At 58.9% G+C, this 19,421-nt stretch carries 14 protein-coding genes; 10 read left to right on the forward strand and 4 right to left on the reverse strand.

Translation table 11 applies throughout. From position 1 onward, the window contains the following. Positions 1-121: 121 nt before the first annotated feature. Together ACIPIN_RS13620 and ACIPIN_RS13625 are read right to left on the reverse strand one after the other, a co-directional pair. Positions 122-1,423, reverse strand: coding sequence for an ATP-binding protein (locus ACIPIN_RS13620; RefSeq protein WP_401119407.1), 1,302 nt, complete (start codon positions 1,421-1,423; stop codon positions 122-124). 2 nt (positions 1,424-1,425) lie between these two features. Continuing rightward, on the reverse strand, positions 1,426-2,127 hold the full coding sequence (locus ACIPIN_RS13625; RefSeq protein ID WP_401119408.1) for a response regulator: 702 nt from the start codon (positions 2,125-2,127) through the stop codon (positions 1,426-1,428). 23 nt (positions 2,128-2,150) lie between these two features. Between ACIPIN_RS13625 and ACIPIN_RS13630 the strand changes: the two genes are divergently transcribed. The 5 genes from ACIPIN_RS13630 (at position 2,151) to ACIPIN_RS13650 (ending at position 9,099) form a co-directional block, all read left to right on the forward strand. After that, positions 2,151-3,551 carry an efflux RND transporter periplasmic adaptor subunit gene (locus tag ACIPIN_RS13630; protein WP_401119411.1) on the forward strand — a complete coding sequence of 467 codons (1,401 nt, stop codon included), beginning with the start codon at positions 2,151-2,153 and terminating at the stop codon, positions 3,549-3,551. 16 nt (positions 3,552-3,567) lie between these two features. Next, on the forward strand, positions 3,568-6,675 hold the full coding sequence (locus ACIPIN_RS13635; RefSeq protein WP_401119414.1) for a multidrug efflux RND transporter permease subunit: 3,108 nt from the start codon (positions 3,568-3,570) through the stop codon (positions 6,673-6,675). 180 nt (positions 6,676-6,855) lie between these two features. After that, positions 6,856-7,497 carry a DUF1345 domain-containing protein gene (locus ACIPIN_RS13640; protein WP_401119417.1) on the forward strand — a complete coding sequence of 214 codons (642 nt, stop codon included), beginning with the start codon at positions 6,856-6,858 and terminating at the stop codon, positions 7,495-7,497. A 92-nt stretch (positions 7,498-7,589) separates the two neighbouring features. Then, on the forward strand, positions 7,590-8,429 hold the full coding sequence (locus tag ACIPIN_RS13645; RefSeq protein WP_401119419.1) for an AraC family ligand binding domain-containing protein: 840 nt from the start codon (positions 7,590-7,592) through the stop codon (positions 8,427-8,429). Between the two features lie 52 nt (positions 8,430-8,481). Next, positions 8,482-9,099 (forward strand): LysE family translocator, encoded by a 618-nt coding sequence (locus ACIPIN_RS13650; protein WP_401119422.1) that lies wholly within the window; start codon positions 8,482-8,484, stop codon positions 9,097-9,099. Positions 9,100-9,107: 8 nt separating this feature from the next. Here the strand turns inward: ACIPIN_RS13650 and ACIPIN_RS13655 are convergent, their stop codons facing one another. Together ACIPIN_RS13655 and ACIPIN_RS13660 are read right to left on the reverse strand one after the other, a co-directional pair. Then, positions 9,108-11,435 (reverse strand): autotransporter outer membrane beta-barrel domain-containing protein, encoded by a 2,328-nt coding sequence (locus tag ACIPIN_RS13655; RefSeq protein WP_401119425.1) that lies wholly within the window; start codon positions 11,433-11,435, stop codon positions 9,108-9,110. A 224-nt stretch (positions 11,436-11,659) separates the two neighbouring features. Further along, positions 11,660-13,717 carry a hypothetical protein gene (locus ACIPIN_RS13660; RefSeq protein ID WP_401119428.1) on the reverse strand — a complete coding sequence of 686 codons (2,058 nt, stop codon included), beginning with the start codon at positions 13,715-13,717 and terminating at the stop codon, positions 11,660-11,662. A 285-nt stretch (positions 13,718-14,002) separates the two neighbouring features. Between ACIPIN_RS13660 and ACIPIN_RS13665 the strand changes: the two genes are divergently transcribed. The 5 genes from ACIPIN_RS13665 (at position 14,003) to ACIPIN_RS13685 (ending at position 19,369) form a co-directional block, all read left to right on the forward strand. Beyond that, on the forward strand, positions 14,003-15,028 hold the full coding sequence (locus tag ACIPIN_RS13665) for a LacI family DNA-binding transcriptional regulator (RefSeq protein WP_401119431.1): 1,026 nt from the start codon (positions 14,003-14,005) through the stop codon (positions 15,026-15,028). A 170-nt stretch (positions 15,029-15,198) separates the two neighbouring features. Then, a complete protein-coding gene (locus ACIPIN_RS13670) occupies positions 15,199-15,981 on the forward strand; it encodes a sugar phosphate isomerase/epimerase family protein (RefSeq protein WP_401119434.1) in 783 nt (260 codons plus the stop codon). Continuing rightward, positions 15,974-16,966 carry a sugar kinase gene (locus ACIPIN_RS13675; protein WP_401119437.1) on the forward strand — a complete coding sequence of 331 codons (993 nt, stop codon included), beginning with the start codon at positions 15,974-15,976 and terminating at the stop codon, positions 16,964-16,966. The genes ACIPIN_RS13670 and ACIPIN_RS13675 overlap by 8 nt, the downstream gene beginning before the upstream one ends. 105 nt (positions 16,967-17,071) lie before the next feature. Continuing rightward, positions 17,072-18,370: an MFS transporter gene (locus ACIPIN_RS13680; RefSeq protein WP_401119440.1), complete on the forward strand. Its 1,299-nt coding sequence runs from the start codon at positions 17,072-17,074 to the stop codon at positions 18,368-18,370. 21 nt (positions 18,371-18,391) lie between these two features. Further along, the gene (locus tag ACIPIN_RS13685; protein WP_401119443.1) at positions 18,392-19,369 is read left to right on the forward strand and encodes a 2-hydroxyacid dehydrogenase; all 978 of its coding nucleotides are present in this window, start codon (positions 18,392-18,394) and stop codon (positions 19,367-19,369) included. The last annotated feature ends 52 nt before the right edge of the window (positions 19,370-19,421 follow it).

The following is a 19,421-nucleotide window of genomic DNA, read 5'->3' on the forward strand; positions in this document are numbered from 1 at the left end:
TTCCAGGTCCCTCCCTCGATGATCAGTCGAGAACTATCGCTCCTGACGGAGCGATAGTCGAGATACAAGGAGCTGCCGCAGGCTGCGATCTTTTGATCTTCAGGCGCTGATTCGTGGCAACTCAGGCCGGGGTCGGCAACCACAACCGGAACCTCGCCCCGCCCAGTGGCGAGGTTTCGGCCGTCAGCGTGCCGCCCTGGGCTTCCAGTGCCCGGCGGCTGATCGCCAGTCCCAGGCCAAACCCGCCCGTGGCGCGGTCGCGGCTGCGGTCCAGCCGATAGAACGGCTCAAAGATCCGCTCGCGTTCATCTTCCGGAATACCGATACCGTCATCGTCAACCCAGATTTCACAGCCGTTGGGGCAGACCTGCACACCGATCTGAATACGTTTTTCGCAGTAGCGCATGGCGTTGCGCAGCAGGTTCTGGATCGCTCGGGCGGTCAGGCGCGGGTCGAGGCTGAAGCGTTCGAGTTGGCCGTGCAGTAACACGTCGATGACGATGTCCGGCGACTCCAGTTCTTCATCGACGCTGCCCAGAATGCTGTCGATAAACTCATCCAGCGACACGTCCACCTGCTCTGGCACCCGCGCCGGATTTTGCAGGCGGCTGTAGGAGAGCAATTCCAGCACCAACTCATCCAGTTCACGAATGTGCGCAACCAACCCCTGCAAGCGCTCGCGGCTGGTAGCTGGCAAGTCGTCGGACAGCGCCAGTGCCAGGCCAAAGTCGAGTCGGGTCAGCGGCGTGCGCAGTTCGTGTGACACCGCATTGAGCAAATCACGTTGCTGGTTCAGGAGGTTTTCGATATCGCCGGCCATGGTGTCGAAGACGTGGGCCAGGCTGCCGATGTTCGAGCTCGACGGGATTTGCGTGCGCTCGCTCAAGTGGCCCTTGCCGAAGCGCTCGGCGGTATTTTTCAGACGCTCCAGGTCGCGCCAGTGCGGCCGCAACCAGATCAGCAGGCAGGCCAGCAACGCAGCGCCGATCAATACGTTGATGCTCCAATACAACAAATTGACGTCCAGCGGGTCCGGTGGCACCACCAGTTTCACCGACAGCTGCCCATCCAGCGGTGACACCGCCAGCGTGCGCCAGCCCCAGTCGCCCATGCGGATGACCTTTTCACCGCGCTCCAGACGCTCACGCTCGTAAAGCGTGAAATCCGCGTCGTCATTGCGCACCAGCTCCACGTGCAACGGGCTGAAGTCTTTGTCCAACTGCGCGGCAAGGCGAGTCCATTGCTCGGTCGGCACCCCGTGAAACTGTTTGACGATCAGGTTCTGCAAACCTCGGGACTGATCAAGGTTGTAGTTCAGGAAACGTTCGTGAAAAGCCTTTATCACCAGATCCGGGATGAAGTAAATCGCCGCGCTGAAAGTGACGATGGTGATCAGGTAGAGGCGGATCAGAATGCGCAGCATGTTCAGCATTCCCACTCGGAGCGACTGAACAGATAACCTTTGCCCCATACGGTTTTGATCTTGCGCGCTTCGCCGGCATGGTCGTCGAATTTGCGCCGCAGCTTGGAAATCGCCACGTCCACCGAGCGGTCGGTGCCATTGAATTCGATGCCGCGCAGGCGTTGCAGAATCTGGTCGCGGCTGAGCACTTCACCGGCGTGCCGCGCCAGCACCACCAGCAGGTTGTATTCACCGCTGGACAGTTCGACCAACTGCTCGCGCCAGGTCACGGTGCGTTCCGACAGATCAATGCAGAGGTTGCCCATGAGGATCCGGTCGCTGGCAGTCTGCGGCTCGTTCAGGCTGCTGCGCCGCAGCAAGGTGCGCACTCGCGCCAGTAATACCCGTGGCTCGCAAGGCTTGGTGACGTAATCGTCGGCGCCCATCTCCAGCCCCAGTACCTGATCGTGACTGTCGTCGCGGGCCGTCAGCATGAGAATCGGCAGGGTCGCCGAATCGGCGCGCAGCAAGCGACAGACCTGCAGGCCATCAAGGCCCGGCAGCATCAGGTCGAGGATCACCAGATCCGGCGGATTGACCCGCGCCCGTTCGCGCACATGGTCGCCACGGCTGATCACGCTGACCTGATAGCCATTGCGTTCAAGGTAGCTGGCAATCAATTCAGAGAGCGCGGAGTCGTCTTCGACCAGGAGGATGTTGGGCATGGGTGTTTCCAGGGAATGCAGTGGTGACCATTCGGGCCTCTTCGCGAGCAAGCCCGCTCCCACAGGTGTTACGCAATCCCATGTGGGAGCGGGCTTGCTCGCGAAGGCGGCATAACAGTCGCAAAAGGAATCAAGCCGTCAAGGATATACGCCCTCACGCGTGCATGAGTAAAACCCTTACACAATTTCACACAGCACCTACAAAGCTTCACCGCTACGCTCGTCCCCTCCCCGTAGGATGCCGGGGTCATTATTGGGGTATTCACATGTCAAAGAACCTGTTTGCGAAGCTCGGCCTGATTGCCTTGGCAATGACGCTGAGCGCGTGTGACAAGTCCTCCACCGCCGAAGACGCCGCGCCGCTGGCCACCGTCCGCATCGAAACCATCGAAGCCCGACCGTTGTCGATCAGCAGCGAACTGAGTGGGCGGATCGCCGCACCCCGGATCGCCGAAGTCCGCGCCCGAGTGGCCGGCGTCGTCTTGCAACGGACCTTCCGCGAAGGCAGCGACGTCAAACAAGGCGACGTGCTGTTTCGCATCGATCCGGCACCGTTCAAGGCTGATCTGGACAGCGCCCAGGCGGCGTTGCGCAAAGCCGAGGCCAATGCCTTTCAAGCGCGTTTGCAAGAGCAACGCTACGCCCAGTTGATCGAAGGCAACGCCATCAGCGGTCAGGATTACGACAACGCCCGCGCCGCCGTCCGGCAGACCGCCGCCGATGTGGCAGCCAATCAGGCTGCGGTGCAACGGGCGAAACTGAACCTCGGTTACGCCACCGTCACCGCACCGATTTCCGGGCGTGTTGGCCGTGCATTGGTCACCGAAGGCGCGCTGGTCGGTCAGAACGAAAGCACGCCATTAGCGCTGATCCAGCAACTGGACCCGATCCACGCTGACCTGACCCAGTCAACCCGCGAACTCAACGAGTTGCGCCGGGCCTTTCGTGCCGGGCAGTTGCAGCAGGTCGGTCAGGATCAGGCCAAAGCCACATTGATTCAGGATGACGGCAGCCTCTATCCACTGCCGGGCAAGCTGCTGTTCGCCGATATCAGCGTCGACCCGAGCACCGGCCAGATCATTCTGCGCAGCGAGTTCCCCAACCCGGACCTCGACCTGCTGCCGGGTAGTTTCATTCGCGTGCGCCTTGAGCAAGCGGTAAACCTGCAAGGCATCAGCGTGCCGCAACGGGCGATCCTGCGTGACAGCGCCGGCATTGCTCAGGTGCTGTTGCTCGACGCCGACGCTCGTGTCAGCCAGCAACCGGTGCAGCTTGGCCAGGTGCAGAAGGATCGCTGGATCGTTACCGGCGGCGTCAAACCCGGCGACCGCATTGTCATCGAAGGCCTGCAACACGCCCGTCCCGGCGAAAAAGTGCAGATCGACGACACCTCTCTTCCACTTGCCCAGGTAACCGGGCAGTAGGCAGGACGCAGACTTTATGCCGCAATTCTTTATCGACCGCCCGGTGTTCGCCTGGGTGGTCGCGCTATTTATCCTGTTGGCAGGCGCATTGGCCATCCCGCAGCTGCCCGTCGCGCAGTACCCCAACGTTGCACCGCCGAAGGTCGAGATCTATGCGGTGTACCCCGGTGCCTCCGCGCAAACCGTTGATGAAAGCGTGGTCAGTCTGATCGAGGGCGAACTCAACGGCGCCGACCACCTGCTGTATTTCGAGTCCCAGAGCAGCCTCGGCAGTGCCACCATCACCGCGACCTTCCAGCCCGGCACGGACCCGGAAATGGCTCAGGTCGATGTGCAGAACCGCCTCAAAGCGGTCGAGTCGCGCCTGCCGCAAGCGGTGACCCAGCAAGGCTTGCAGGTCGAGAAAGTCTCGGCCGGCTTCCTGCTGTTGATCACCCTGACCTCCAGCGACGGCAAGCTCAATGACGTAGCGCTCAGCGATTACCTGGCGCGCAACGTGATGAACGAGATCAAGCGTCTGGACGGTGTCGGCAAGGCCCAGCTGTATGGCGCCGAGCGGGCCATGCGGATCTGGATCGACCCACAGAAGCTGATCGGTTTCAACCTGACCCCGGCCGACGTCAATGCCGCAATTGTTGCGCAGAACGCCCAGGTCTCGGCCGGCAGCATCGGTGACTTGCCGGCCCGTACCACCCAGGAAATCACCGCGACCGTGTTGGTGAAAGGTCAACTGTCGACCCCGGAAGAATTCGCCGACATTGTGTTGCGGGCCAATCCCGACGGCTCCACGGTGCGCGTGGGTGACGTGGCGCGGGTCGAAATCGGCAGCCAGGAATACCAGTTCTCCACCCGCCTGAATGGCAAGCCGTCGACGGCGGTCAGCGTGCAACTGTCGCCCGGCGCCAACGCCCTGCACACCGCCACCCTGGTGCGCGCGAAGATGGACGAACTGGCGCGCTACTTCCCGGCCGGCGTTGAGTACAAGATTCCGTACGACACCTCACCCTTCGTCAAAGCCTCGATCACCAAAGTGCTCGTCACCCTCGGCGAAGCCATGGTGCTGGTGTTTGCGGTGATGTACCTGTTCCTGCAAAACATCCGCTACACGCTGATCCCGACCCTGGTGGTGCCGGTGGCGCTGATGGGCACCTTTGCAACCATGTTGGCGCTGGGCTTCTCGATCAATGTGCTGACCATGTTCGGCATGGTGCTGGCCATCGGCATTCTGGTGGACGACGCCATCGTGGTGGTGGAGAACGTCGAGCGGATCATGGCCAGCGAGGGTCTGTCGCCCAAAGAGGCCACGCGCAAAGCCATGAGCCAGATCACTGGGGCGATCATCGGCATCACCCTGGTGCTGGTGGCGGTGTTTATCCCGATGGCCTTCATGCAAGGTTCGGTCGGGGTGATTTACCAGCAGTTCTCGCTGTCGATGGCAACCTCGATTCTGTTCTCGGCGTTCCTCGCCCTGACACTCACCCCGGCACTCTGCGCCACGCTGCTCAAACCGATCGCCAAGGGTGAACATCACGCCAAGGGTGGATTCTTCGGCTGGTTCAACCGGCGCTTTGAGCAGATGACCGAGGGTTATCAACGCTGGGTGGTGTACGCGCTGAAACGCAGTGGTCGCTATCTGTTGGTCTACGGCGTGCTGTTGATCGGCCTGGTTTTTTGCTTCAGCCGCCTGCCCTCTTCGTTCCTGCCGGTCGAAGACCAGGGTTACACCATCACTGACATTCAACTGCCGCCAGGCGCGAGCAAGAACCGCACGGTGCAGGTGGTCGAGCAAATCGAAGCGCACAACGCGACAGAACCAGGCGTCGGCGACAGTACGGTGATTCTCGGCTTCAGTTTCTCCGGCAGCGGCCAGAACGCAGCCCTGGCGTTCACCACGCTCAAGGATTGGTCTGATCGCGGCAGCAATGACTCGGCGGCCTCCATTGCTGATCGCGCCAACATTGCGTTGAGCCAGATCAAGGACGCCATGGCCTTCTCGGTGCTGCCACCGCCGGTTGACGGCCTCGGTACCTCGAGCGGTTTCGAGTTCCGCCTGCAAGACCGTGGTGGCCTTGGCCATGCAGCGCTGATGCAAGCGCGCAGTGCGTTGCTGGCGGCTGCCGAAAAAAGCCCGATCCTGATGAACGTGCGCGAAAGCGCCTTGGCTGAAGCACCGCAAGTGCAACTGATCGTGGACCGCAAGCAGGCCAATGCCTTGGGCGTTTCGTTTGCCGATATTGGTAGCGTGTTGTCCACCTCCGTGGGTTCGGCTTACATCAACGACTTCCCCAACCAGGGACGGATGCAACGGGTGGTGGTGCAGGCCGAAGGCGATCAACGCAGTCAGGTTGATGACTTGCTGAAAATTCACGTACGCAACAACGCCGGAAAAATGGTGCCGCTGTCGGCATTCGTCCAGGCGACATGGACCCAGGGCCCGGCGCAGCTGACACGCTACAACGGTTATCCGGCCATCAGCATTTCCGGTGAACCGGCGCCCGGTCGCAGCACCGGTGAAGCGATGGCGGAGATCGAGCGCCTGGTCGCCCAAGGACCGGCGGGGTTGGGTCAGGAATGGACCGGTTTGTCGTTGCAAGAGCGGTTGTCCGGCAGCCAGGCACCGATTCTGCTCGGTTTGTCGTTGTTGATCGTGTTCCTGTGTCTGGCGGCGCTGTACGAGAGCTGGTCGATTCCGACCTCGGTGCTGCTGGTGGTGCCGCTGGGTGTGCTCGGCGCGGTGCTGGCCGTGACCTTGCGCGGGATGCCCAACGACGTGTTCTTCAAGGTCGGACTGATCACCATCATTGGTCTGTCGGCAAAAAACGCGATCCTGATCATCGAATTCGCCAAGAGCCTGTACGACGAAGGCCACAACCTGATCGACGCCACGGTGCAAGCCGCGCGCTTGCGCCTGCGGCCGATTGTCATGACCTCGCTGGCGTTCATCCTGGGCGTGGTGCCGTTGGCAATTGCCACCGGTGCCAGCTCGGCGAGTCAGCAAGCGATCGGCACCGGGGTGATCGGAGGGATGATTACCGCGACGTTGGCGGTGGTGTTTGTGCCGGTGTTTTTTGTGGTGGTGATGAGTCTGGTCCGCAAGCGACATAAAAACATCTGCACAACATAAATCAACTGTGGGAGCGAGCTTGCTCGCGATAGCGGCATAAAAGCCAACATGGATGTTGGATGTTACGGCCTCATCGCGAGCAAGCTCGCTCCCACATTGGTTCTCATCAATCTCACCCTTGTGGTCACAACGGACCTCGCTGGGCTAAGGTGTTGCAAAGCCCCGACGTATCGAGCCTCCATGCCACACCTCCTGCGCACCCACCCTCGCCTGACCGCCGCCACCCTGCTCGGGGTGACGGTCAGCATCCTGGCTCCGGCCGATTCACTCATCAGCAAAATCCTGATCGGCTGGAATGCCGGCGTCTGGACCTACCTGGTGCTGATGCTATGGCTGACCATCCGCGCGCGTGCCGATGACGTCAAACGCATTGCCGAAGTCGAGGATGAAAACGCCGGGGTGGTGCTGTTCATTGTCTGCATGGCAGCGATTGCCAGCCTCGCCACCATCACCCTGGAACTGGCCGGCAGCAAAGACCTGGAAACCAGCCGAAGGCTATTGCACTACGGCTTCACCGGGATGACGGTGATCGGTTCGTGGTTGTTGGTCGGGGTGATCTTCAGCGTGCACTACGCCAGGCTGTTCTACACTTGGAACGGCAAGGACCCGGCGCTGCGTTTTGCCGAAGGGCTGCTGACCCCCAACTACTGGGACTTCCTGTACTTTTCCTTCACCATCGGCGTGGCGGTCCAAACCTCCGATGTCGGGGTCGCCACACGCGGTCTGCGCAAAATCGTGCTCGCCCAGTCATTGATCGGCTTTCTGTTCAACACCGCTATCCTTGGTTTTTCAATCAATATCGCCGCCGGGTTGTTCAGTTGACGAAACACCGTGCGCTGCACAAATCTTCTAGACCACGTGCCCGTGCAACGCGATAACCTGCAGCGGTCACACGTCTGTCGCACAGGTGTTCCATGGCCTCACACAACTGGATCGATCTGACCCAGGATCACGACACCGGGATCGAAACCCTGCGGGCGCATTTCGAGGGCCACGCTTACGATCCGCACTGGCATGACAGTTATCTGGTGGGCGTTACCGAACACGGCGTCCAACAATTCAACTGTCGTCGCATCCGGCATCAGAGCACACCGGGCACCGTATTTTTGCTTGAGCCAGGAGACATCCACGATGGTGATGCTCCCAGTGAAGGTGGCTTTACCTATCGCATGTTGTACCTGGACCCTTTATGGCTCGAACGCGAGCTAAGTGCAGTGTTCGACAATGCGCCAGCCAATGCGCAATTGAGTTTCGCCAACACCCTGGCGTGCGACCCACGCCTGGCACGAGCGACCAGCCTGGCATTCGAGGCCCTGCATAGCGGTGAATTGCGAATCGTGCGCCAGAGTGCGCTGGACGGACTGCTCGAAGGCCTGACAGCCCATTTGCAGTGGCGTACTCGCTATCGCCAAGACCCACGCTTGCCCTTGGTGGCGCAAAGAGCCCGAGACTACCTGCATGAACACTTTTATCAGGACATCGGCCTCGATGAGTTGGCCAGGGCCTGCAACATCGACCGCTTTCGCCTGAGCCGGGCATTCAAGGCAGCTTATGGCCTGGCACCTCATGCTTATCTGGTGCAATTGCGTCTGGCCAAGGCACGACGTCTCCTGGCCAGTGGCGAACAACCCGCCAGCGTGGCGATAGCCCTGGGCTTTGCCGATCAAAGTCATTTGGGTCGCTGGTTCGTTCGGGCCTACGGTCTGACACCGGCACGGTACCGTGCGAAGTGCTCAAACCTTCCAGACGCCTGATGTCCGACAGGTGAAGATCGTGCTCATCGATCTTGTTCTGGAGTCACCTGCAATGCCGTCCCCATTTCCGACCTTACTCCCGTTTCTGTTGTTTGCTTTTGTCGCGTCCATCACTCCCGGTCCGACCAATATTCTGCTGCTGAGCAACAGCGCACGTTATGGGCTGCGCGCCGCAGTACCGATCATCCTCGGCGCCTGTGCCGGTGCCGCGAGCATTGTGTGGATGGTGGGCAGCGGCGTGGGTCAGTCATTGAGCCGTCTTCCGTTTCTGCAAACGGTCATGCAGTGGCTGGGCGTCGCCTGGTTGAGCTATTTGGCGGCGATGATTTTTTTCGCTCCTGCGGTATCTCTCGATAACGTCGAGTCGAATAGCGCTCATCGCAGACTGGGAGCCATCGGCGCCGCCAGCCTGCAGTTGGTCAATCCGAAGACGTGGATGATGGCCCTGGCGGTCATCAGCGTATTTGCCGGTACCGGCGATGATCAGGGAACCCATGTGCTGTATTTGTCAGCAGTGTTTTTTCTGGTGTCCCTGCCATGCCTTGGCGCTTGGGCCGTAATGGGAGCGGGATCACGCAAACTGTTTCGCTCTGGCAGGAACCTGCAACGCTTCAATCAATCCATGGCGTTGCTCTTGCTGATATCCACATGGGTGAGCGTGTGGCTTTAAATCACCCATTACCACTTGAACTGCACGCCGATTGTCCCGCCGATCGGCATTTCGATGCTCTTGCCATTCATGTACTCGACCTCGGCGTGTGCGCTCCAGCGGTCTGTCAGCTTCAGGGCAACCCCTGCGCCCACTTCAACACGCGAGCCGGAGAGGTCATGGCTGAACGCATTGTCGTTGACCTTGAACTCATCGCCCTTGGAAAACTCATGGGCCAGTGCCGCACGGACATAAGGTTGCAGCGTGCCACCGTTGGCCATCGGCATGTCACGACCTGCGGTCAGCCCAGCCTTGCCCACTAATGAATAGGTCCGGTCGCCCTTGGCCTGCATGCCGTTGTCCAGGTCATAATCCTTGCCCTGAATGTACGCGGTCGACCACCGTGTGAAGGGCTCGATGAAATATCCATCGTCGAGTTTGATGTTGCGGCCGAACTCCACGGAGCCGCTCACCCCAGTGTTGCCATAATTGCCCTTGGACTTTGTACCATCACTCATCGCAACATCCGCTTTATTCTCGAAGCGGTTGAGTTTGACGGTGCCATCGACGTAGTAGCCGCTCACATCGTCCATCCAGGTCAGGTAACTGCCCAGATAGTAACTGTCGACGGTACCGGAAGAACCGTGGCTCAGACTAAAGTCCGACTTGCTGTACCCGGCCATCACACCCAGCAACCATTGACCGTCGCCCAAAGGTGCATCGACACCCAGCGCGAAGCCTTGCTGCGTTTGCCGATAACCATCACCGAAAGCCCCACCGACGTTGTACTTGTTGCCATACGCGCGGCTCCAGGCACCCGACTTGGCGGTGTTGAAACGTACTTCCCCCATGCGCGTGCGCAACGAGGCGTCTTCGCCATACAACACGGTGAGCGGCGCGCCAAACAAGGCACTGACGACCTGAGTGGAGGGGCTGACAGTACGCTTGCTCGGATCGAGGAACCAGTTCTTGCCGGCAGCATCCTGACTCAACCCATAGGAATACGTCCCCAGATCGACCGCGCCATCGGCATTGGCCAGCGAGAACCGCGCATCGCCACCTTGCGTGTGCACCACGGTGATCGGCTCGCCACTGGCCGGATCGACACCGCTGCTGGTGATCAACAGTTGATGGTTGCCGGTAGCCGTGCCGGTGACGTTCAGCACATCGGTCTGGCCCGTGGTGAAGTGGGTGCCCATGATAAACAGGCCGTTGCCCGACAGGTGGGTGACGTCCAGCTGATAGTAGGCATCCTCGGCACCAAACCGGACGGTACCGCCGTCCATGGCCAGGTTGCCGACCTGACTGTTGCCGGTCAGGTTCCATTCGGATTGATGATCGATGCCCACTGCGGCGACGTTTTCCATGCGCCCGGTCAATAGCGAGCCTTGCTGCAACTGCACATTAGCGGTGCTGCCCGCCTCGGCGATCACATCACCGGTCAGCGCGCCTTGCTTGAAGTTCAGGTTGGCGGTGCTGTTGCCGGCCACCTGAACATTGCCGTTCAGTGCGCTCCCGCCAACATTCATGTTGACCACAGCGGCTCCTGTCACTTCAAGAACGGTGCCGTTACCGCCCTTGAGGGTGGAACCGTTGAGGACATCAATCTGCGTCGCGGCACCGTCCTTGCCGGCGTAATCGACAAGAATCGCCGACCCCGTTCGACCTTCCACGCTCGATTTGTCTAGAACCAGTGTGCCCGGTTGAGGAATAACATTGGAATCCTGCGCGATGATCACGCCATTCTGGCCGCCGATGATGCGACTGCCGTTGCTGGCAGTCACGCTGCCATTGGTCAGCAGAAGCCCATAACTGGAGGCGCCGGTACCTTGCAGTGTGGAATTCGAAAGATTCAGTGTACCGAGACCGTTGACCCGCACCCCGCCCGTCACGCCAGTGATCGTGCTGCCGGTCACCGTCGCGCTAGAGCCGGTCGTGGTGGTCGCATCGCGGGCGATCAGCATGCCGATTTTGTCACTGTTGATGGTGCTGTCGATAATGGTCCCGATGCTGCTGATCAGCCTGATACCGTACGGGCCATTAGCATTGTTGACGGTGGTATTCACCAGATTGACCGTCGAGCCTTGGGCAGCTGAAATCTGTTGCGTCGTGCCGGAATTGACATTGAGCGTCGAGCTTGTTGCGTCTATAGCAAACGTCGACATGCCGTCGACGGTTAAAACTGCACCGTTGTACAGTTGCCAGTCCTGGGTGATCCCCGGTGCGCCGATCGTAAGGGGCGTACCGTCCAGCCGCTGGGCGCTGGCATAGGGCGCGATCAATGACAGAAGGGCGAGTGATGACATATTGAGCCCGATGACAATCGGGCTCAGGTTAAATAGTTTCGTTAACGACATAGTGAGGTGTCCAGGTAATGATCCTTCCCCGAAAGAAAAATCCAGTAATTCGACAAGGGAGCTCTCCTCCCTGAATGCGCGGGAGACTACGTGCGTAAACGATGTGCGTATGTAGGACTTTTCATCAATCCAGGCAGACTTTTCCCTCTACAGAGTCATGGCATAAAAAGCAGAGAGAGGTGTTGGCCTCTCTCTGCTGACTCGAGCATTATTGGCTTAAGTTATTACACCTCCTCGCAATATTTGCCACTGGCCAATAGCCTTACTTCATGAACTAATGTATCTGACAGAACGGGGCCACCATCAACCTGCACGACATACCAGATTTTTATCGCGCCATTGAGTAGTCCAGACTCCTGGGTCGGCTGAATGGGTTTAACTTTAGTCAAATAGGGCTTGATATTTACTGTAAATGTATTCCCCACCTCACTGCCGGTGATCGTGTAAGACTCCGAGAACTGGGTACCCTCAATGACATCGAAGCCAAGGCGATCGGATGTGCCGACTGAATGCACAACAATAACGGATTGATTCGGCATATAGGTGGCGTTGACAGGAACGGTCACCGTCAGTTGACGATCTGTACCAACAAGGGTGAGGCTCTTGCAGTTTACAACCTGTTTCCTGACACCACCGTCAGTGATTGTAAAGGTCGGCACCGATGGAGGATCAAACTCGACGACCGCGGCATCAACCGTCACTAGAGTCATTGGCGAGCTTAGCGTGTTGGCACTCAGATCGCCCTGAATAGTCCACCAGGCAGACTTGATACCCGTACCTTGCTGATCAATAGTGGCCGAAGGTATATCGAATGTGAGTTCTGTCTCTGTACCGGTCAACCCCAACTCGTAGACCATCACTCCGTTGTACCAGAGTCTAGCCATCTCACTGGCTAGAATCGCCCAAGGGTCGTTGGGTTCCTTCATCGGTGTCTGAATAGTGACCGATTTTCCACGGTCCGCGCCCGTTATATGATTCAGTGTCCCGGAGTCCCCTTTAAGCCCGACATTGACCATCTTCGGATTGGTCAGGCTCGGGAAATCGGGGTTTATCGGGCCAGCACTCGTGTCATCGTAAGTAAACAGCGTTTCAGGCGAAACACGCACTGGTTCGAGCATTCGTTTCAAGTGGTAAGACAGTTTCGCGGGAACCGGTGTCTCAGGATCGATATGCAGATGCTTAAGGTTCAGATACCTGAGTTCGAACCGAAGCGGGACAGTTCCAGTACCCACCGCAAGTTCACCCACTTGAATAGCGTCGGCGTCAACGCCACTAGCACTATTCAGGAGGAGCAAAATCTTGTCTCCCGAGAGCGCATGTGCAGGACGATCTACATAGACATAGACCTTTGATTCGAGCGTTTTTAAGTCGAGCGTCCCCCCTGCTCCTCCAATGATCGGAATCCTGGGGGCAATCAACACGGGGGCAGGCCGCAAGGTCACCTGAATGGGGCTATCAAATGAAACTTTACTGGCGTTGCCTACGACATCTGTAATTGAGTAAACCACATGAATGGTGCCATCCTTTGCAACTTCACTTGCAAAACTTGCAACCGGGATATCCACCACCCCAGTGGCAGGCACGTTTCCAGAATAGACTACATTCGGAAGCGGACCATCCGCACCTGACACAGTAGTGGAGATAGAGACCTGGATAAAATCGGTACTCGAATAGAATTCATACTCCGCGTCAACCTTCAACTTTAGGTGCGTGTTCTGCTCCAGCCATAGATCATCAATCCCGGACAGCGCATTCAGTATGGCGGTTTTAACAGGTCGAATATAGCTGCCGTCCTGCTTGCTTTGATAAGGTGCGTAACGATCGACGCCAATATCAAGTTCTTTTGTGGGGATGTCGTTACCGGTATTTCCCTGGGTGACTATTAATCTCACCTGATAGCGAGTGGCAGGGCGAACTTTGTTATTGTCAACCAGTTCAAGACTCGGTAGAGGAAAGTATTGAGGGTATCCTGCTGCAGTTTCTGGTAAATCCTGTGAAGGCCCTTGATAAACAATGGATGGAGGTGACGTGCTCGGATCAAGCAACTGTAATAGGGCGGAATCATCAAGATTATATTCGTTCAGCTTCTCCACCTTGACCACTACATCAGTCTGATCCAGAAGCGCTTTAGTCAGCAGTCCATCACCGACCAGCCCCACAATCACCGGAACCGGGTGCGGGTCAGCCGCATTGGGTAAATTGAAAGAACGGTGTTTGATACGAACTTGTTCAGCAAGTTGTTGCCGGGTCAGCTTCGATGTCAGCTTTTCGTTAGCGGTCATTTCATGTTCTCCATCACAGTTGAATTGATGCACGTTCGAACAGGCGTTGTTGGGGATCGTTCTTCAATAACAGGAAGCGACCTGTTATCCCTGCAAGAAATTAAACGCCCTATCCACGAGACCGGCTACTGTCAAATCTGACAGGTCTAACGACCGTCTGTCGGTTAAATGCGAGTTTTCCCACAACCGCCTTCACCGATGAGCTTGACGTTCACTTACGTTTGGTGTTTTCTGAAACCGGTTTCAGAGTCAGCCACAACAACTCAAACAACAAGGCTTCCCACCGTGAATACGTTTTCCGCCGCCCAACGCAGCCGCGTCACCATGCTTGATGTCGCCGAACACGCCCGGGTCTCCAAGACCAGCGTGTCGCGTTTTATTGGTGAAGACCGGTCCTTGCTTTCCGATGCCACAGCCAAGCGCATCGAGCAAGCGATCAGCGAACTGGGCTATCGCCCGAACCAGATGGCCCGCGGCTTGAAACGCGGACGTACCCGCCTGATCGGCATGCTGGTGGCCGATATCCGTAACCCGTATTCGATTGCCGTGATGCATGGCGTGGAAACCGCTTGCCGTCAGCACGGCTACAGCCTGGTGGTGTGCAATACCGACCGCGACGATGAGCAGGAGCGTCAGCATCTGGCGGCGTTGCGCTCGTACAACATCGAAGGCTTGATCGTGAACACTCTCGGTCATCACCTCGATGAGTTGCGCGAGTTACACCGTGAACTGCCCATGGTGCTGGTGGATCGCAAGGTCGATTTGCTCGACAGCGACCTGGTCGGGCTGGACAACCCGGCAGCGGTGGAGATGGCCCTCGCCCACCTGGAAGAACGTGGCTATCGCGACATCCTGTTGCTCAGCGAACCGTTTGACGGCACCAGCTCGCGGATTGAGCGGGTCAACAGCTTCAAGGCTCAAATCGATCAGCGCGCTCTACTGAGCGGTGCTGTGGTCGAAATCGGCAGCGACCTGAACACACGCCTGAAATCCTTCCTGGCTACACCCGGCCCCGGTCCAAAAGCACTGTTTTGCGCCAACGGTATTGCCGCGTTGGCCGGCACCCGCGCCTTGCGCGAATTGGGCTGCACGCTGTTTGAAGACATCGGTTTGATCGCCCTGGACGACCTGGACTGGTACCCGCTGGTGGGCAGCGGCATCACCGCCCTCGCCCAGCCAACGGCGGAGATTGGCGCGAGCGCGTTCGAGTGTTTGCTCAAGCGCTTGCGTGGCGATGACGGGCCAGCGCGAACGCTGGATTTTGCGGCGCGGTTGATTGAGCGTGGGTCAACACAGCGAAATTTCGTGTGATGCATCTGACGCCATCGCGAGCAAGCTCGCTCCCACAGGGATTGTCTAAAAAACATAGATCCAATGTGGGAGCGAGCTTGCTCGCGATGAGGCCCTCAAGTTCACAGCACAAATCAACGACCGACTATTTTTTTGAACAAAAATGAAACCGGTTTCATAGGTGCAAAACAATGAATAAATCACCCGTTTCCATCAGTCTCTCCAGCTACGGCGCTGAACTGGTTCGCCAGCGCGGGCAGTTGAGTTTTGTCGCATTACTGGCCGCTGCCGGTGCTGATCGCATTGAACTGCGCGAAGAACTGCTCACCCATGAAGTCGCTGCTGAAGTGGCATTGGCCATCGAACACAGCGGCTTGGGCTGTGTGTATTCCTCACCACTGGAATTGTGGCGGGCCGATCAGGCCGAACCCAATCCTGAGCTGGCAAGTACCTTGCTACGTGCTCAGGCTTTCGGCGCCCGCTGGCTGAAAGTGTCCCTGGGCTACTTCACTGACAACAACGACCTACGGGCCCTTTCCCGTCAACTGAGCCAAAGCCCGGTGCAGCTGCTGGTGGAAAACGACCAGACCTTGCATGGCGGATGCATCGAGCCGTTCCAGCGGTTTTTCACTGCGGTTGAAGAGCATGCGCTACCGGTGCAGATGACCTTCGATATCGGCAACTGGCAATGGCAGGACCAGTCCGCCGCCAGCGCCGCACGCCTGCTTGGCCGGCATGTCGGTTATGTGCATTGCAAAGCGGTCCTCCGCCGCGCCGACGGCAAACGGGTTGCCGTGCCGCCCTCGCCCAGTGATTTACAGGAATGGGAACAGCATCTGCAGCACATGACACAAAGGGTGATGCGTGCGGTGGAATATCCGTTGCAAGGTGAAGACCTGGTGCAGTTGACCGCCGAGCATGTCGCCACTCTCGCCCGCCTCGGTCAAGCACGGCTGGAGAGCGCTCATGTCTGAGATCGATATTCTGTCGTTTGGCGAAACCATGGCGATGTTTGTCGCCGAACAGCGTGGTGATCTGGCAGACGTTGCGCAGTTCCACAAACGTATCGCCGGTGCCGACAGCAATGTGGCGATCGGCCTGTCGCGACTGGGGTTCAAGGTGTCCTGGCTGAGCCGGGTCGGTGCCGACTCGCTGGGCCGGTTTGTGGTCGACACTCTGGAACACGAAGGTCTGGATTGTCGCTTCGTTGAAACCGACCCCGCGCACCCGACCGGTTTCCAGCTCAAGTCGCGTGCCGATGATGGCAGCGATCCTCGCGTCGAATACTTCCGTCGCGGTTCGGCGGCCAGTCTTCTGTCCGTGCAGTCGATCGTGCCTGAACTGCTTGAAGCTCGGCATCTGCACGCCACCGGCATTGTCCCGGCGCTGTCCGAGTCCGCACGCCAGATGTCCTTCGAGTTGATGGCGCGCATGCGCGAGGCCGGGCGCAGCGTCTCGTTCGATCCCAACCTGCGCCCAACACTGTGGACCAGCCAACAGCAGATGATCCGCGAAATCAATCGGCTCGCGGCGCTGGCCCATTGGGTGCTGCCGGGCTTGAGTGAGGGGCGCTTGCTCACCGGCTTCGAGGATCCAGCCGACATTGCGGCGTTTTATCTGGATCAGGGCGCTGAGGCGGTGGCGATCAAGCTCGGCCCCGACGGCGCCTATTACCGCACTCAGCTGGACGAGGGTTTCGTGCCCGGTGTGCCTGTGGCCAAGGTGGTGGACACGGTGGGCGCCGGCGATGGTTTTGCGGTCGGGATGATCAGCGCCTTGCTGGAGAACTTCAGCGTCCCCGACGCCGTGCAGCGGGCCAACTGGATTGGCAGCCGCGCGGTGCAGAGCCGAGGCGATATGGAGGGTTTGCCGACCCGGGCCGAATTATCGGTCGGACTTGAGGCCGCCATTCGCGAGCAAGCCCGCTCCCACAAGGGATTTGTGTCTGGCACAAATTAAATGTGGGAGCGGGCTTGCTCGCGAAGAGGCCGGCACAGCCACCGCAATACTTGAACCCGAACCGTTACCTGTTGCGACAAAAACAACAAGCTCAGGAGCACTACCATGCAAACGCTAAACCTCGCCACCCGCCGCTGGTGGTACATCATGCCGATCGTGTTTATCACCTACAGCCTGGCGTATCTGGATCGCGCCAACTACGGATTTGCCGCCGCCTCCGGAATGGCCGCTGACCTGATGATCACGCCGGGACTGTCCTCGCTGCTCGGAGCGCTGTTCTTTCTCGGGTACTTTTTCTTCCAGGTTCCGGGGGCGATCTACGCGCAAAAGCACAGCGTGAAGAAACTGATTTTCGTCAGCCTGATCCTCTGGGGTGGCCTGGCCACGCTGACCGGGATTGTCTCCAACGCCTACATGCTGATTGCCATCCGCTTCCTGCTCGGAGTGGTCGAAGCCGCAGTGATGCCGGCAATGCTGGTTTACCTGTGCCACTGGTTCACCCGCGCCGAACGCTCGCGGGCCAACACCTTTCTGATCCTCGGCAACCCGGTGACCATGCTCTGGATGTCGGTGGTGTCGGGCTATCTGGTGCAGCATTTCAGCTGGCGCTGGATGTTCATCATCGAAGGGCTACCGGCGGTGCTCTGGGCGTTTATCTGGTGGCGTCTGGCCGATGATCGGCCTGCCGACGCCAAATGGCTGAGCAACCAGGAAAAGCAAGATCTGCACAGTGCCCTGGCCGCCGAACAGGTCGGGATCAAAGCGGTGAAGAACTACGCCGAAGCGTTCCGCTCACCCAAAGTGATCATCCTGGCCTTGCAGTTTTTCTGCTGGAGCATCGGCGTTTACGGTTTTGTGCTGTGGCTGCCGTCGATCCTCAAACACGGCGCGCAGATGAACATGATCGAAGCCGGCTGGCTGTCGGCGCTGCCGTATCTGGCGGCGGTGATTGCGATGCTTGGGGTATCCTGGGGCTCGGACCGGATTCAGCGGCGCAAACGCTTTGTCTGGCCACCGCTGTTGATCGCCTCGACCGCGTTTTACGCCTCCTATGCCCTCGGCGCTGAACACTTCTGGTGGTCCTATGCGCTGCTGGTGATTGCCGGTGCCTGCATGTACGCCCCTTACGGGCCGTTCTTCGCCATCGTTCCGGAGATCCTGCCGGCCAACGTCGCCGGTGGTGCCATGGCGCTGATCAACAGCATGGGCGCCCTTGGCTCGTTCGGCGGGTCTTATCTGGTCGGCTATTTGAACAGCTCCACCGGCTCGCCCGGCGCCTCTTACCTGCTGATGAGCGCTGCCTTGATGCTTTCGGTGGTCCTGACGATTTTCCTCAAGCCCGGCGCCAGCGACCGGGCCCAGCCCACACGTGCATCAGCCCGGCCCGTGGCTGCACATTCCTGAATTGAACAAGAGACTGATCCGATGAAAAAGCAGGTCGTGCTGTACAAAAAACTTTCTGCGTCACTCATGGCTCGCCTGCATGAACAGGTTCAGGTGACGCTGATCGACAACCTGAACGCCGAGGGTCTGAAGCTGTTACGCGAAGCGCTGCCCGGTGCCCACGGCTTGCTGGGTGCCAGTCTGAAACTGGACGCCGAACTGCTCGACCTGGCGCCACACTTGAAGGCCATTGCCAGCGTCTCGGTCGGCGTCGACAACTACGACATCAACTACCTGAACCGTCGGCAGATCCTGCTCAGCAATACGCCGGATGTGTTGACCGAAACCACCGCCGACACCGGTTTTGCGCTGATTCTGGCGACTGCCCGGCGCGTGGTTGAACTGGCCAACCTGGTGCGCGCCGGGCAATGGAACCGCAACATCGGCCCGGCGCATTTCGGCAGCGATGTGCACGGCAAGACTCTGGGCATTATCGGCATGGGCCGCATCGGCGAGGCGCTGGCCCAGCGTGGGCATTTCGGCTTTGGCATGCCAATTCTCTATCACAGCCACGGCGCGAAACCTGCGGTGGAGCAGCGGTTCAACGCGCACTATCGCAGCTTGGCGGACTTGCTGCAGCAGGCAGATTTTGTCTGCCTGACGTTGCCATTGACCGCTGAAACCGAAGGATTGATCGGCGCTGAGCAGTTTGCGCTGATGCGCCCGGAGAGCATTTTTATCAATATCTCCCGCGGCAAGGTGGTCGATGAAGCGGCGTTGATCGAAGCGTTACGCCAAGGGCAGATTCGCGCGGCGGGGCTGGATGTATTCGAGCGCGAACCGCTGGCCCATGATTCGCCGTTGTTGCAGTTGAATAACGTGGTAGCGACCCCGCACATCGGCTCCGCGACCCACGAAACCCGCGAAGCCATGGCCCGGTGCGCCGTCGACAACCTGCTGGCGGCGCTGGCCGGTGAGCGCCCGGCGAATCTGGTGAATGGCCAAGCGTGGAAAGCTTGATGGTTTTGGCGGCCGTCAGATAGCTATCGCGAGCAGGCCATCAAATTCAGCA

The sequence above is a fragment of the Pseudomonas sp. NPDC087697 genome, assembly GCF_044743155.1.
Taxonomy (GTDB): Bacteria; Pseudomonadota; Gammaproteobacteria; order Pseudomonadales; family Pseudomonadaceae; genus Aquipseudomonas.

Coding starts and splice junctions, on each gene's coding strand:
- ACIPIN_RS13620 (WP_401119407.1), bottom strand. CDS start 1,423: ATGCTGCGCATTCTGATCCGCCTCTACCTGATCACCATCGTCACTTTC.
- ACIPIN_RS13625 (WP_401119408.1), bottom strand. CDS start 2,127: ATGCCCAACATCCTCCTGGTCGAAGACGACTCCGCGCTCTCTGAATTG.
- ACIPIN_RS13635 (WP_401119414.1), top strand. CDS start 3,568: ATGCCGCAATTCTTTATCGACCGCCCGGTGTTCGCCTGGGTGGTCGCG.
- ACIPIN_RS13640 (WP_401119417.1), top strand. CDS start 6,856: ATGCCACACCTCCTGCGCACCCACCCTCGCCTGACCGCCGCCACCCTG.
- ACIPIN_RS13645 (WP_401119419.1), top strand. CDS start 7,590: ATGGCCTCACACAACTGGATCGATCTGACCCAGGATCACGACACCGGG.
- ACIPIN_RS13650 (WP_401119422.1), top strand. CDS start 8,482: ATGCCGTCCCCATTTCCGACCTTACTCCCGTTTCTGTTGTTTGCTTTT.
- ACIPIN_RS13655 (WP_401119425.1), bottom strand. CDS start 11,435: ATGTCGTTAACGAAACTATTTAACCTGAGCCCGATTGTCATCGGGCTC.
- ACIPIN_RS13660 (WP_401119428.1), bottom strand. CDS start 13,717: ATGACCGCTAACGAAAAGCTGACATCGAAGCTGACCCGGCAACAACTT.
- ACIPIN_RS13670 (WP_401119434.1), top strand. CDS start 15,199: ATGAATAAATCACCCGTTTCCATCAGTCTCTCCAGCTACGGCGCTGAA.
- ACIPIN_RS13675 (WP_401119437.1), top strand. CDS start 15,974: ATGTCTGAGATCGATATTCTGTCGTTTGGCGAAACCATGGCGATGTTT.
- ACIPIN_RS13680 (WP_401119440.1), top strand. CDS start 17,072: ATGCAAACGCTAAACCTCGCCACCCGCCGCTGGTGGTACATCATGCCG.
- ACIPIN_RS13685 (WP_401119443.1), top strand. CDS start 18,392: ATGAAAAAGCAGGTCGTGCTGTACAAAAAACTTTCTGCGTCACTCATG.